Genomic DNA, 13,497 nt, shown 5'->3' with positions numbered 1-13,497 from the left:
AGCTCATTCCAAAGTGAAGGACATGGCTTGTCAGACGACGGATGAAGCAAGAGAGGATCGCCCTCAGGCGATACAACAGCTGTGTGACTCTTGTTCCCTTCGCAGGTATTAGCCTGATCAGGTTCCGCGGATCCCGAATTAACGGTCTCAGCCCGTGCTTTCACACTGGGCACTCCGACAAGAAAAATCCCCCTCGTGAGAGGGGCGAATGGTTGTAAATTACTCGTTAACGATTAAGAACTCAAGCAGGGCGCGCGACGTTCTCTTCATTGCTGGTATTCACGTCATTGTCCAGCACGAGGGCGATCAGCTTATCTTCAAGCGTGAATCTCTCCTCCAGCGCTTCACCGAGATCGGACAGCGCCTGCTGAAACTCAAGATAGTTATCGTGATCGATGGCGTTTTCGAGCGTGGAATCGTAGTAATCCATGATCTGCTGGGTGTTGGCTTCCAGCAGCGGATAGAGTTTGCTGGCCGCTAAATACGGTGTTGTCCCTTCCATTTCGCGGATAATGCGTTCATAAATATTGAAATGGCCGTCGGACAGGTAGTCGACCAGGCTCTGGCAAAAATCATCCAGCGCTTTTTCATTCAGCCGCATAAACGATTCTTTGCCAGGCTTAATACCGACCAGATTGTAATAAGCCACGAGTAGATGCTTGCGCACGTGTAGCCAGCGATCCACCAGTTTGTTACTTCCTCTAACGCGCTCAGTCAGGCTCTCTAGCTGGTTTAACATGGTCGACTCCGCAAGGTATAGGATTGAATCTGCTTATCCAAAATGTAACCACAATGCTAACAACATGTCAGTGAAGCGAAGGTAGTGCAATAGATATGGATCGTATTATTGAAAAATCAGATCTGGGTTGGTGGATCGTCAGTCACGAACAAAAATTATGGCTGCCCGCCGGGGAAATCCCCCATGGCACGGCGGAAATGTTCGATCTTGTCGGACAAACCGCGATGTGGATCGGCGAGTGGCAGGGCGAGCCGGTGTGGTTGATCCAACAAGCGCGTCGCCAGGATATGGGGTCTGTGCGGCAGGTGCTGGATCAGGATGTCGGGCTGTTCCAGCTGGCGGGGCGCGGCGTGCAGCTGGCGGAGTTTTACCGCTCGCATAAATACTGCGGCTACTGCGGTCATACCATGCACCCGAGCAAAACCGAGTGGGCGATGCTCTGCAGCCACTGCCGCGAGCGCTACTATCCTCAGATTGCACCCTGCATTATCGTCGCTATCCGTCGGGAGGATTCCATCCTGCTGGCGCAGCATACTCGTCATCGCAACGGCATTCACACCGTGCTGGCCGGGTTCGTCGAAGTAGGCGAAACGCTGGAACAGGCGGTGGCGCGCGAGGTGATGGAAGAGAGCAGTATTAAGGTGAAGAACCTGCGCTACGTCACCTCCCAGCCCTGGCCGTTCCCGATGTCGCTGATGACCGCGTTTATGGCGGAATACGATAGCGGCGAGATCGTTATCGATCAGAAAGAGCTGCTGGAAGCGAACTGGTATCGCTATGACGATTTACCGCTGTTGCCTCCGCCTGGCACCGTGGCGCGTCGGCTGATAGAAGATACCGTGGCGATGTGTCGGGCCGAGTATGAGTAGTGTTACACTGAGGCCATGACGCTTAAGGAACTGCAAAAATGACCGAACTGAAGAACGATCGTTATCTGCGTGCGCTGCTGCGCCAGCCCGTTGATGTCACCCCGGTGTGGATGATGCGCCAGGCGGGACGCTATCTGCCAGAGTACAAAGCCACGCGCGCGCAGGCGGGCGATTTTATGTCGCTGTGCAAAAACGCCGAGCTGGCCTGCGAAGTCACGCTCCAGCCGCTGCGCCGCTTCCCGCTGGATGCTGCGATCCTCTTCTCGGATATTCTGACCATTCCGGATGCGATGGGCCTTGGCCTGTACTTCGAAACCGGTGAAGGTCCGCGTTTCACCTCCCCAATCAAAAGCAAAGCCGACGTGGATAAGCTGCCGATCCCCGATCCGGAAGGCGAGCTGGGCTACGTGATGAACGCCGTACGCACCATCCGCCGCGAGCTGAAAGGCGAAGTGCCGCTGATTGGCTTCTCCGGCAGCCCGTGGACGCTGGCGACCTATATGGTGGAAGGGGGCAGCAGCAAAGCCTTCACCATGATTAAAAAGATGATGTACGCCGAGCCGCTGGCGCTGCATGCGCTGCTCGACAAGCTGGCGAAGAGCGTCACGCTCTATCTGAACGCGCAGATTAAAGCCGGTGCGCAGTCGGTGATGATTTTCGATACCTGGGGCGGCGTGCTGACCGGACGCGATTATCAGCAGTTCTCCCTGTATTACATGCACAAAATCGTCGACGGCCTGCTGCGGGAAAATGAAGGCCGCCGCGTGCCTGTGACGCTGTTCACCAAAGGTGGCGGTCAGTGGCTGGAAGCGATGGCGGCGACCGGCTGTGACGCGCTGGGCCTCGACTGGACCACCGATATCGCCGATGCGCGCCGTCGCGTGGGCGACAAAGTGGCGCTGCAGGGTAATATGGATCCGTCCATGCTCTATGCTCAGCCCGCCCGCATTGAAGAAGAAGTGTCGACTATACTGTCTGGTTTCGGCCAGGGTGAAGGCCACGTCTTTAACCTCGGCCACGGCATTCATCAGGATGTGCCGCCAGAACACGCTGGCGTATTTGTGGAGGCGGTGCATCGGCTTTCTGCCCAGTATCACAAGTAAGGAGTGGTTATGGATCTCGCGTCGCTACGCGCTCAACAAATCGAACTGGCCTCATCGGTGATCAGCGAGGATCGTCTGGATAAGGATCCCCCGCAGTACATTGGCGGAGCGGACGTCGGGTTCGAGCAGGGTGGGGAAGTGACGCGAGCGGCGATGGTGGTGCTGAAATACCCTTCGCTTGAGCTGGTGGAGTACAAGGTGGCGCGTATCGCGACCACCATGCCGTACATTCCGGGCTTTCTCTCCTTTCGCGAATATCCCGCGCTGCTGGCAGCGTGGGAGCAACTCTCGCAAAAACCTGACCTGCTGTTTGTTGATGGACACGGTATTTCACACCCGCGCCGTTTAGGCGTTGCCAGCCACTTTGGGCTGCTGGTGGATGTGCCGACCATCGGCGTCGCCAAGAAACGCCTGTGCGGCGCGTTTGAACCTCTCTCCGCCGAGCCGGGCGCGCTGGCACCGCTTATCCATAAAGGCGAGCAGTTAGCGTGGGTCTGGCGCAGCAAGGCGCGCTGTAACCCGCTCTTTATCGCCACCGGTCACCGGGTGAGCATGGACAGCGCCCTGGCGTGGGTACAGCGCTGCATGAAGGGCTACCGCTTACCGGAGCCGACGCGCTGGGCAGATGCTGTCGCCTCCTCGCGTCCGGCATTCATTCGTTGGCAGGAAATTCAGCCGTGATTCAGGTAAACTGCGGCTAATTTTCGATTCGAGACATCATCATGTTACAAAACCCGATTCATCTGCGCCTTGAGAAGCTGGAAAGCTGGCAGCACGTGACCTTTATGGCTTGCCTGTGCGAGCGCATGTATCCCAACTATGCCGCGTTCTGCAAGCAGACGGCGTTTGGCGAAGGCCAGATTTATCGTCGTATCCTGGATTTAATCTGGGAAACGCTGACGGTGAAAGACGCGAAGGTGAATTTTGACTCCCAGCTGGAAAAGCTGGAAGAGGCGATCCCCGCTGCGGATGATTTTGACCTGTACGGTGTCTACCCGGCGATTGATGCCTGCGTGGCGTTAAGTGAGCTGATCCACTCCCGCCTGAGTGGTGAAACGCTGGAGCACGCCATCGAAGTCAGTAAAGCGTCCATTACGACCGTCGCGATGCTCGAAATGACCCAGGAAGGTCGCGAAATGACCGACGAAGAGCTGCGTGCTAACCCGGCCGTTGAGCAAGAATGGGATATTCAGTGGGAGATTTTCCGCCTGCTGGCAGAGTGTGAAGAACGCGATATTGACCTGATAAAAGGGCTGCGCGCGGACTTACGTGAGGCCGGTGAGAGCAATATTGGTATAATTTTTAACCAATGAGACAACAAAACGTGATTTAACGCCTGTTTTGTCGCACCTCGACTCTTCCCTTCTGCCCCCCGTCTGGTCTACATTTGGGGGGCGAAAAAAAGTGGCTATCGGTGCGTGTATGCAGGAGAGTGCTTTTTTGGCATTTTCGTCGCACTCGATGCTTAGCAAGCGATAAACACATTGAAAGGATAACTTATGAACAAGACTCAACTGATTGATGTAATTGCGGACAAGGCTGATCTGTCTAAAGTGCAGGCTAAAGCTGCTCTGGAATCTACCCTGGCTGCTATTACTGAGTCTCTGAAAGAAGGCGATGCTGTACAACTGGTTGGTTTCGGTACCTTCAAAGTGAACCACCGCGCTGAGCGTACTGGCCGCAACCCGCAGACCGGTAAAGAAATCAAAATCGCCGCAGCTAACGTGCCGGCATTTGTTTCTGGTAAAGCACTGAAAGACGCAGTTAAGTAAGACGCGTGGCAGTGAACAGTTTTAACGAAGGGGCGGCAACGCCCCTTTTGTCATTCTGGCGTGGAACGCTCGCGCTGGCAGGCGTGCTGTTACTGTCAGCCTGTAGCCACGACTCCTCCCTCCCTCCGTTTACCGCCAGCGGTTACGCGGACAACCAGGGCGCGGTCAGGATCTGGCGCAAAGATTCCGGCGGCGAAGTGCATCTGCTTTCTGCCTTCAGCCCGTGGCATAACGGCAATACATCGACGGCGGAATATCGCTGGCAGGGAGATGACCTGTCGCTGATTGAACTGAACGTCTACAGCAAGACCCCCGAACACGTGAAAGTGCGTTTTGACGACCATGGTGAGCTGAGCTTTATGCAGCGTGAAGTCAGCGGTCAAAAACAGCAGCTTTCCAGCGATCAAATCGCCCTCTACCGTTATCGTGCTGAACAAATCCGCCAGACCAGCGATGCGCTTCGTCTAGGACGCGTTGTGCTGCGCCAGGGGCGCTGGCATGCCGATGGGACGGTGACAACCTGTGAAGGGCAGACGGTCAAGCCTGAGCTCGAATCCTGGGCAACCGAGCACATACAACGTCGTCAGCGTCATTCATCAATGGAAGTGAGTGTGGCGTGGCTGGAAGCGCCGGAAGGTTCTCAGCTGCTGCTGGTGGCGAACGAAGACTTCTGCACCTGGCAGCCGACAGAGAAGAGTTTTTGACGTAAATCCCCTCTCCCTGTGGGAGAGGGTTAGGGTGAGGGTGTGAAATTACTCGCCCTGCTCACGCGCAATCGCGCGATAGCCGATATCCTGACGGCTAAAGCTACCGTTCCAGTGAATATCCGCCATCAGCGCATAGGCGCGTTTCTGCGCTTCTGCAACGGTATGGCCCAGCGCGGTCGCACATAGCACGCGTCCACCGTTGGTGAGGACGCGGTCATCATCAGCCAGCTTCGTTCCGGCGTGGAATACCTTCGCGCCTTCAATCTCTTCCAGCGGTAAGCCGTGGATCTCATCCCCGGTGTTGTAGTTGCCAGGGTAACCACCCGCAGCAATCACCACGCCCAGGGACGCGCGCTCGTCCCACTCTGAGGTTTTCTCGTCGAGCTTGCCTTCGCAGGCCGCCAGGCACAGATCCACCAGGTCAGATTTCATGCGCAGCATGATGGGCTGCGTTTCCGGATCGCCAAAGCGGCAGTTGAATTCGATAACCTTAGGGTTACCCTGCTTGTCGATCATCAGACCCGCATAGAGGAAACCGGTGTAGGTGTTGCCTTCCGCCGCCATCCCTTTCACGGTAGGCCAGATGACGCGATCCATGGTGCGCTGATGTACTTCGTCAGTCACTACTGGAGCAGGGGAGTAAGCCCCCATCCCGCCGGTATTCGGGCCGGTATCGCCATTACCCACGCGCTTGTGGTCCTGGCTGGTGGCCATCGGCAGAACATGCTCGCCGTCGACCATCACGATAAAGCTGGCCTCTTCACCGTCGAGGAACTCTTCGATCACGATGCGGTGGCCTGCATCGCCAAAGGCGTTGCCCGCCAGCATATCCTGAACCGCGGCTTCTGCTTCTTCGAGGGTCATCGCCACGATCACGCCTTTACCGGCGGCCAGACCGTCGGCCTTGATAACAATCGGCGCACCTTTTTCACGCAGGTAGGCCAAGGCTGGCTCCACTTCGGTGAAGTTCTGGTATTCCGCCGTCGGGATATTGTGACGCGCGAGGAAATCTTTGGTGAAGGCTTTGGAGCCTTCCAGCTGTGCAGCACCTTCCGTTGGGCCGAAGATTGTCAGACCTGCCGCGCGGAACGCATCAACGACGCCAATCACCAGAGGGGCTTCCGGGCCCACAATCGTCAGATCGATTTTCTCGTTCTGGGCAAAGCTCAGCAGCGCCGGAATGTCGGTCACGCCGATAGCCACATTCTGCAGCGCGGGTTCCAGTGCGGTACCGGCGTTGCCCGGTGCCACGAAGACCGTTTTCACCTGCGGAGACTGTGCCGCCTTCCAGGCCAGCGCGTGCTCGCGCCCGCCGTTACCAATGACTAATACTTTCATTTTCAGCTCCGGGAATTAATGACGGAAGTGGCGCATATCGGTGAAGATCATCGCGATGCCGTGTTCGTCGGCGGCGGCAATCACTTCGTCGTCGCGGATTGAGCCGCCAGGCTGGATCACGCAGGTGATGCCCACTGCAGCAGCCGCGTCGATACCGTCACGGAACGGGAAGAAGGCGTCAGAAGCCATGGCGGAGCCTTTTACTTCCAGACCTTCATCGCCTGCTTTAATGCCCGCAATTTTCGCGGAGTAGACGCGGCTCATCTGGCCTGCACCTATTCCGATGGTCATGTTCTCTTTCGCGTAGACGATGGCATTGGATTTGACGAACTTCGCGACCTTCCAGCAGAACAGCGCGTCACGCAGTTCCTGTTCGGTAGGCTGGCGTTTGGTCACCACGCGCAGGTCGGCTTCTGTCACCATACCCAGATCGCGGTCCTGAACCAGCAGACCGCCGTTCACGCGCTTGAAGTCCAGGCCCGGCACGCGTTCTGCCCACTGGCCGCAAACCAGTACGCGTACGTTCTGTTTTGCCGCGGTGATTTTCAGCGCTTCTTCGGATGCAGATGGCGCGATGATCACTTCAACGAACTGACGGGAGATGATGGCCTGTGCGGTTTCAGCATCCAGCTCGCGGTTGAAGGCGATAATGCCGCCGAATGCGGAGGTCGGGTCGGTTTTGTAGGCGCGATCGTAGGCATCCAGAATAGAGGTGCTTACCGCGACGCCGCATGGGTTGGCGTGCTTAACGATAACGCAGGCTGGCTCGCTGAACTCTTTCACACATTCCAGCGCGGCGTCGGTGTCGGCAATGTTGTTATAGGAGAGCGCTTTGCCCTGAACCTGCTGGGCAGTCGCAACAGAGGCTTCTTTTACCTCTTCTTCTATATAGAAGGCAGCCTGCTGGTGGCTGTTCTCGCCGTAGCGCATATCCTGCTTCTTAATGAAGTTCAGATTCAGGGTGCGCGGGAAGCGGCCAGAAGGATCTTTGCTTTCACCGTGGTAGGCAGGTACCAGGCTACCGAAGTAGTTGGCGATCATGCTGTCGTACGCGGCGGTGTGTTCGAAGGCTTTGATGGCGAGGTCGAAACGCGTTTCTAGCGTCAGTGACCCTTCGTTGGTATCCATCTCATTAATAATGGTTTCGTAATCGCTGCTCTTTACGACGATGGCCACATCTTTATGGTTCTTGGCCGCGGAGCGCACCATGGTTGGGCCGCCGATATCAATATTCTCTACGGCATCTTCCAGAGAACAGCCTTCGCGGGCAACGGTCTGGGCAAATGGGTAGAGGTTAACAACCACCATGTCGATTGGCGCGATGTCATGCTGTTCCATAATGGCGTCGTCCTGACCGCGACGGCCAAGAATACCGCCGTGCACTTTCGGGTGCAGAGTTTTGACGCGTCCATCCATCATTTCCGGGAAACCGGTGTAATCGGACACTTCGGTTACCGGCAGACCTTTATCTGCTAACAGGCGAGCGGTACCGCCTGTAGAAAGCAGCTCCACACCGCGTGCAGAAAGTGCCTGAGCGAATTCGACGATACCGGCTTTATCAGAAACACTGAGCAGAGCGCGGCGGACTGGACGACGTTGTTGCATGGTAAATCCCCTGGATTTCACGATTACAGAGAGCGTTAGATGAATTTTCCTGCGAAAAACTCATCTAACACACCTGACGGGGCATCCTTGTTAAGCGCGAGCATTTTAACGAAAACGTTTGCGCAACGCTCGCACATTTTCACTTTTTCGTATCATTGTGGATAAGTCTGTGTGTAAAAAGGTATAAGGCGGGGTTTTGCTGTGTAATGCAGCAGTCAGTCATTTTTCTGTCATTTAGCGGTTGCGGCCTGCGGAGAACTCCCTATAATGCGCCTCCATCGACACGGAACATGTGAATCACTTCACAAACAACCGGGTCGGTTGAAGAGAAAAAATCCTGAAATAACGGGTTGACTCTGAAAGAGGAAAGCGTAATATACGCCACCTCGCAACGGTGAGCGAAAGCCGCGTTGCACTGCTCTTTAACAATTTATCAGACAATCTGTGTGGGCACTCAAAGTGACATGGATTCTTAATGTCTTCGGACAATAAATGAATACCAAGTCTCTGAGTGAACATACGTAATTCATTACGAAGTTTAATTCACGAGCATCAAACTTAAATTGAAGAGTTTGATCATGGCTCAGATTGAACGCTGGCGGCAGGCCTAACACATGCAAGTCGAGCGGTAACACAGAGAGCTTGCTCTCGGGTGACGAGCGGCGGACGGGTGAGTAATGTCTGGGAAACTGCCTGATGGAGGGGGATAACTACTGGAAACGGTAGCTAATACCGCATAACGTCGCAAGACCAAAGAGGGGGACCTTCGGGCCTCTTGCCATCAGATGTGCCCAGATGGGATTAGCTAGTAGGTGGGGTAACGGCTCACCTAGGCGACGATCCCTAGCTGGTCTGAGAGGATGACCAGCCACACTGGAACTGAGACACGGTCCAGACTCCTACGGGAGGCAGCAGTGGGGAATATTGCACAATGGGCGCAAGCCTGATGCAGCCATGCCGCGTGTATGAAGAAGGCCTTCGGGTTGTAAAGTACTTTCAGCGGGGAGGAAGGTGTTGAGGTTAATAACCTCAGCAATTGACGTTACCCGCAGAAGAAGCACCGGCTAACTCCGTGCCAGCAGCCGCGGTAATACGGAGGGTGCAAGCGTTAATCGGAATTACTGGGCGTAAAGCGCACGCAGGCGGTCTGTCAAGTCGGATGTGAAATCCCCGGGCTCAACCTGGGAACTGCATTCGAAACTGGCAGGCTAGAGTCTTGTAGAGGGGGGTAGAATTCCAGGTGTAGCGGTGAAATGCGTAGAGATCTGGAGGAATACCGGTGGCGAAGGCGGCCCCCTGGACAAAGACTGACGCTCAGGTGCGAAAGCGTGGGGAGCAAACAGGATTAGATACCCTGGTAGTCCACGCCGTAAACGATGTCGACTTGGAGGTTGTGCCCTTGAGGCGTGGCTTCCGGAGCTAACGCGTTAAGTCGACCGCCTGGGGAGTACGGCCGCAAGGTTAAAACTCAAATGAATTGACGGGGGCCCGCACAAGCGGTGGAGCATGTGGTTTAATTCGATGCAACGCGAAGAACCTTACCTACTCTTGACATCCAGAGAACTTTCCAGAGATGGATTGGTGCCTTCGGGAACTCTGAGACAGGTGCTGCATGGCTGTCGTCAGCTCGTGTTGTGAAATGTTGGGTTAAGTCCCGCAACGAGCGCAACCCTTATCCTTTGTTGCCAGCGGTTCGGCCGGGAACTCAAAGGAGACTGCCAGTGATAAACTGGAGGAAGGTGGGGATGACGTCAAGTCATCATGGCCCTTACGAGTAGGGCTACACACGTGCTACAATGGCGCATACAAAGAGAAGCGACCTCGCGAGAGCAAGCGGACCTCATAAAGTGCGTCGTAGTCCGGATTGGAGTCTGCAACTCGACTCCATGAAGTCGGAATCGCTAGTAATCGTAGATCAGAATGCTACGGTGAATACGTTCCCGGGCCTTGTACACACCGCCCGTCACACCATGGGAGTGGGTTGCAAAAGAAGTAGGTAGCTTAACCTTCGGGAGGGCGCTTACCACTTTGTGATTCATGACTGGGGTGAAGTCGTAACAAGGTAACCGTAGGGGAACCTGCGGTTGGATCACCTCCTTACCTTAAAGAACCTGCCTTTGTAGTGTCCACACAGATTGTCTGATGAAAAGTAAATAGCAAGGCGTCTTGCGATTGAGACTTACACGTCCCCTTCGTCTAGAGGCCCAGGACACCGCCCTTTCACGGCGGTAACAGGGGTTCGAATCCCCTAGGGGACGCCACTTGCTGGTTCGTGAGTGAAAGTCACCTGCCTCAGTATCTCAAAACTCATCTTCGGGTGACGTTTGAGATATTTGCTCTTTAAAAATCTGGATCAAGCTGAAAATTGAAACGACACACATGTTATGTGTGTTCGAGTCTCTCAAATTTTCGCAATTTGATGATGAATCGAAAGAAACATCTTCGGGTTGTGAGGTTAAGCGACTAAGCGTACACGGTGGATGCCCTGGCAGTCAGAGGCGATGAAGGACGTGCTAATCTGCGAAAAGCGCCGGCGAGGTGATATGAACCTTTGACCCGGCGATGTCCGAATGGGGAAACCCAGTGTGTTCCGACACACTATCGTTAACTGAATACATAGGTTAACGAGGCGAACCGGGGGAACTGAAACATCTAAGTACCCCGAGGAAAAGAAATCAACCGAGATTCCCCCAGTAGCGGCGAGCGAACGGGGAGCAGCCCAGAGTCTGAATCAGCTTGTGTGTTAGTGGAAGCGTCTGGAAAGTCGCACGGTACAGGGTGATAGTCCCGTACACGAAAGCACACTTGCTGTGAACTCGAAGAGTAGGGCGGGACACGTGGTATCCTGTCTGAATATGGGGGGACCATCCTCCAAGGCTAAATACTCCTGACTGACCGATAGTGAACCAGTACCGTGAGGGAAAGGCGAAAAGAACCCCGGCGAGGGGAGTGAAAAAGAACCTGAAACCGTGTACGTACAAGCAGTGGGAGCCTACTTGTTAGGTGACTGCGTACCTTTTGTATAATGGGTCAGCGACTTATATTCTGTAGCAAGGTTAACCGTATAGGGGAGCCGAAGGGAAACCGAGTCTTAACTGGGCGTTAAGTTGCAGGGTATAGACCCGAAACCCGGTGATCTAGCCATGGGCAGGTTGAAGGTTGGGTAACACTAACTGGAGGACCGAACCGACTAATGTTGAAAAATTAGCGGATGACTTGTGGCTGGGGGTGAAAGGCCAATCAAACCGGGAGATAGCTGGTTCTCCCCGAAAGCTATTTAGGTAGCGCCTCGTGAACTCATCTTCGGGGGTAGAGCACTGTTTCGGCTAGGGGGCCATCCCGGCTTACCAACCCGATGCAAACTACGAATACCGAAGAATGTTATCACGGGAGACACACGGCGGGTGCTAACGTCCGTCGTGAAGAGGGAAACAACCCAGACCGCCAGCTAAGGTCCCAAAGTCATGGTTAAGTGGGAAACGATGTGGGAAGGCACAGACAGCCAGGATGTTGGCTTAGAAGCAGCCATCATTTAAAGAAAGCGTAATAGCTCACTGGTCGAGTCGGCCTGCGCGGAAGATGTAACGGGGCTAAACCATGCACCGAAGCTGCGGCAGCGACGCTTATGCGTTGTTGGGTAGGGGAGCGTTCTGTAAGCCGTTGAAGGTGGCCTGTGAGGGTTGCTGGAGGTATCAGAAGTGCGAATGCTGACATAAGTAACGATAATGCGGGTGAAAAGCCCGCACGCCGGAAGACCAAGGGTTCCTGTCCAACGTTAATCGGGGCAGGGTGAGTCGACCCCTAAGGCGAGGCCGAAAGGCGTAGTCGATGGGAAACAGGTTAATATTCCTGTACTTGGTGTTACTGCGAAGGGGGGACGGAGAAGGCTATGTTAGCCGGGCGACGGTTGTCCCGGTTTAAGCATGTAGGCGGGAGTTTTAGGTAAATCCGGAACTCTTTTAACGCTGAGGTGTGATGACGAGGCACTACGGTGCTGAAGTAACAAATGCCCTGCTTCCAGGAAAAGCCTCTAAGCATCAGGTAACATCAAATCGTACCCCAAACCGACACAGGTGGTCAGGTAGAGAATACCAAGGCGCTTGAGAGAACTCGGGTGAAGGAACTAGGCAAAATGGTGCCGTAACTTCGGGAGAAGGCACGCTGATGTGTAGGTGAAGCCCCTGCGGGTGGAGCTGAAATCAGTCGAAGATACCAGCTGGCTGCAACTGTTTATTAAAAACACAGCACTGTGCAAACACGAAAGTGGACGTATACGGTGTGACGCCTGCCCGGTGCCGGAAGGTTAATTGATGGGGTTAGCGGCAACGCGAAGCTCTTGATCGAAGCCCCGGTAAACGGCGGCCGTAACTATAACGGTCCTAAGGTAGCGAAATTCCTTGTCGGGTAAGTTCCGACCTGCACGAATGGCGTAATGATGGCCAGGCTGTCTCCACCCGAGACTCAGTGAAATTGAACTCGCTGTGAAGATGCAGTGTACCCGCGGCAAGACGGAAAGACCCCGTGAACCTTTACTATAGCTTGACACTGAACACTGGTCCTTGATGTGTAGGATAGGTGGGAGGCTTTGAAGCGTGGACGCCAGTCTGCGTGGAGCCGCCCTTGAAATACCACCCTTTAATGGCTGGTGTTCTAACGTAGACCCGTAATCCGGGTTGCGGACAGTGTCTGGTGGGTAGTTTGACTGGGGCGGTCTCCTCCCAAAGAGTAACGGAGGAGCACGAAGGTTAGCTAATCCTGGTCGGACATCAGGAGGTTAGTGCAATGGCATAAGCTAGCTTGACTGCGAGAGTGACGGCTCGAGCAGGTGCGAAAGCAGGTCATAGTGATCCGGTGGTTCTGAATGGAAGGGCCATCGCTCAACGGATAAAAGGTACTCCGGGGATAACAGGCTGATACCGCCCAAGAGTTCATATCGACGGCGGTGTTTGGCACCTCGATGTCGGCTCATCACATCCTGGGGCTGAAGTAGGTCCCAAGGGTATGGCTGTTCGCCATTTAAAGTGGTACGCGAGCTGGGTTTAGAACGTCGTGAGACAGTTCGGTCCCTATCTGCCGTGGGCGCTGGAGAATTGAGGGGGGCTGCTCCTAGTACGAGAGGACCGGAGTGGACGCATCACTGGTGTTCGGGTTGTCATGCCAATGGCATTGCCCGGTAGCTAAATGCGGAAGAGATAAGTGCTGAAAGCATCTAAGCACGAAACTTGCCCCGAGATGAGTTCTCCCTGACCCTTTAAGGGTCCTGAAGGAACGTTGAAGACTACGACGTTGATAGGTCGGGTGTGTAAGCGCAGCGATGCGTTGAGCTAACCGATACTAATGAACCGTGAGGCTTAACCTTACAAC

The 13,497-nt window shown here is 54.8% G+C and carries 9 protein-coding genes, 1 tRNA gene, 2 rRNA genes and 1 riboswitch; of the genes, 9 read left to right on the top strand and 3 right to left on the bottom strand.

The window, feature by feature from the left end; all coding sequences use genetic code 11:
* Positions 1-77 precede the first annotated feature (77 nt).
* Positions 78-187, bottom strand: a riboswitch (TPP riboswitch).
* A 54-nt stretch (positions 188-241) separates the two neighbouring features.
* Positions 242-739 carry an Rsd/AlgQ family anti-sigma factor gene (locus HV355_RS10735; RefSeq protein ID WP_010425933.1) on the bottom strand — a complete coding sequence of 166 codons (498 nt, stop codon included), beginning with the start codon at positions 737-739 and terminating at the stop codon, positions 242-244.
* Positions 740-834: 95 nt separating this feature from the next.
* Between HV355_RS10735 and nudC the strand changes: the two genes are divergently transcribed.
* The 6 genes from nudC to HV355_RS10705 all read left to right on the top strand — a co-directional run bounded on the left by nudC (position 835) and on the right by HV355_RS10705 (position 5,187).
* On the top strand, positions 835-1,608 hold the full coding sequence (nudC, locus tag HV355_RS10730; protein ID WP_182401866.1) for an NAD(+) diphosphatase: 774 nt from the start codon (positions 835-837) through the stop codon (positions 1,606-1,608).
* Positions 1,609-1,646: 38 nt separating this feature from the next.
* Positions 1,647-2,711: a uroporphyrinogen decarboxylase gene (hemE, locus tag HV355_RS10725; protein ID WP_010425930.1), complete on the top strand. Its 1,065-nt coding sequence runs from the start codon at positions 1,647-1,649 to the stop codon at positions 2,709-2,711.
* Between the two features lie 9 nt (positions 2,712-2,720).
* Entirely contained in the window at positions 2,721-3,392 is a 672-nt protein-coding gene (gene nfi, locus HV355_RS10720; RefSeq protein ID WP_182401864.1) for a deoxyribonuclease V, read from the top strand.
* Between the two features lie 41 nt (positions 3,393-3,433).
* Entirely contained in the window at positions 3,434-4,024 is a 591-nt protein-coding gene (locus tag HV355_RS10715) for a YjaG family protein (protein ID WP_108418149.1), read from the top strand.
* A gap of 186 nt (positions 4,025-4,210) precedes the next feature.
* Positions 4,211-4,483, top strand: coding sequence for a nucleoid-associated protein HU-alpha (hupA, locus tag HV355_RS10710; RefSeq protein ID WP_002445246.1), 273 nt, complete (start codon positions 4,211-4,213; stop codon positions 4,481-4,483).
* Between the two features lie 11 nt (positions 4,484-4,494).
* Positions 4,495-5,187, top strand: a complete 693-nt coding sequence (locus HV355_RS10705) for a DUF1481 domain-containing protein (RefSeq protein ID WP_089601402.1) — start codon at positions 4,495-4,497, stop codon at positions 5,185-5,187.
* A gap of 48 nt (positions 5,188-5,235) precedes the next feature.
* Here the strand turns inward: HV355_RS10705 and purD are convergent, their stop codons facing one another.
* Together purD and purH are read right to left on the bottom strand one after the other, a co-directional pair.
* Entirely contained in the window at positions 5,236-6,528 is a 1,293-nt protein-coding gene (gene purD, locus HV355_RS10700; RefSeq protein ID WP_182401862.1) for a phosphoribosylamine--glycine ligase, read from the bottom strand.
* 15 nt (positions 6,529-6,543) lie between these two features.
* The gene (gene purH, locus HV355_RS10695; RefSeq protein WP_182401860.1) at positions 6,544-8,133 is read right to left on the bottom strand and encodes a bifunctional phosphoribosylaminoimidazolecarboxamide formyltransferase/IMP cyclohydrolase; all 1,590 of its coding nucleotides are present in this window, start codon (positions 8,131-8,133) and stop codon (positions 6,544-6,546) included.
* A 560-nt stretch (positions 8,134-8,693) separates the two neighbouring features.
* Here purH and HV355_RS10690 point away from each other — a divergent pair.
* The 3 genes from HV355_RS10690 (at position 8,694) to HV355_RS10680 (ending at position 13,492) form a co-directional block, all read left to right on the top strand.
* Positions 8,694-10,233, top strand: a 16S ribosomal RNA gene (locus HV355_RS10690).
* An 85-nt stretch (positions 10,234-10,318) separates the two neighbouring features.
* Positions 10,319-10,394 (top strand) — tRNA-Glu (locus HV355_RS10685).
* 192 nt (positions 10,395-10,586) lie between these two features.
* Positions 10,587-13,492 (top strand): 23S ribosomal RNA (locus HV355_RS10680).
* The 16S and 23S rRNA genes sit together here with 1 tRNA gene alongside, the layout of an rRNA operon.
* Positions 13,493-13,497 lie beyond the last annotated feature (5 nt).

It is taken from the genome of Enterobacter sp. RHBSTW-01064 (assembly GCF_014103035.1).
GTDB lineage: Bacteria > Pseudomonadota > Gammaproteobacteria > Enterobacterales > Enterobacteriaceae > Enterobacter > Enterobacter mori.
The sequence above is the reverse complement of the archived record's forward strand: the minus strand, read 5'-3'. Positions and strand labels throughout refer to the sequence as shown.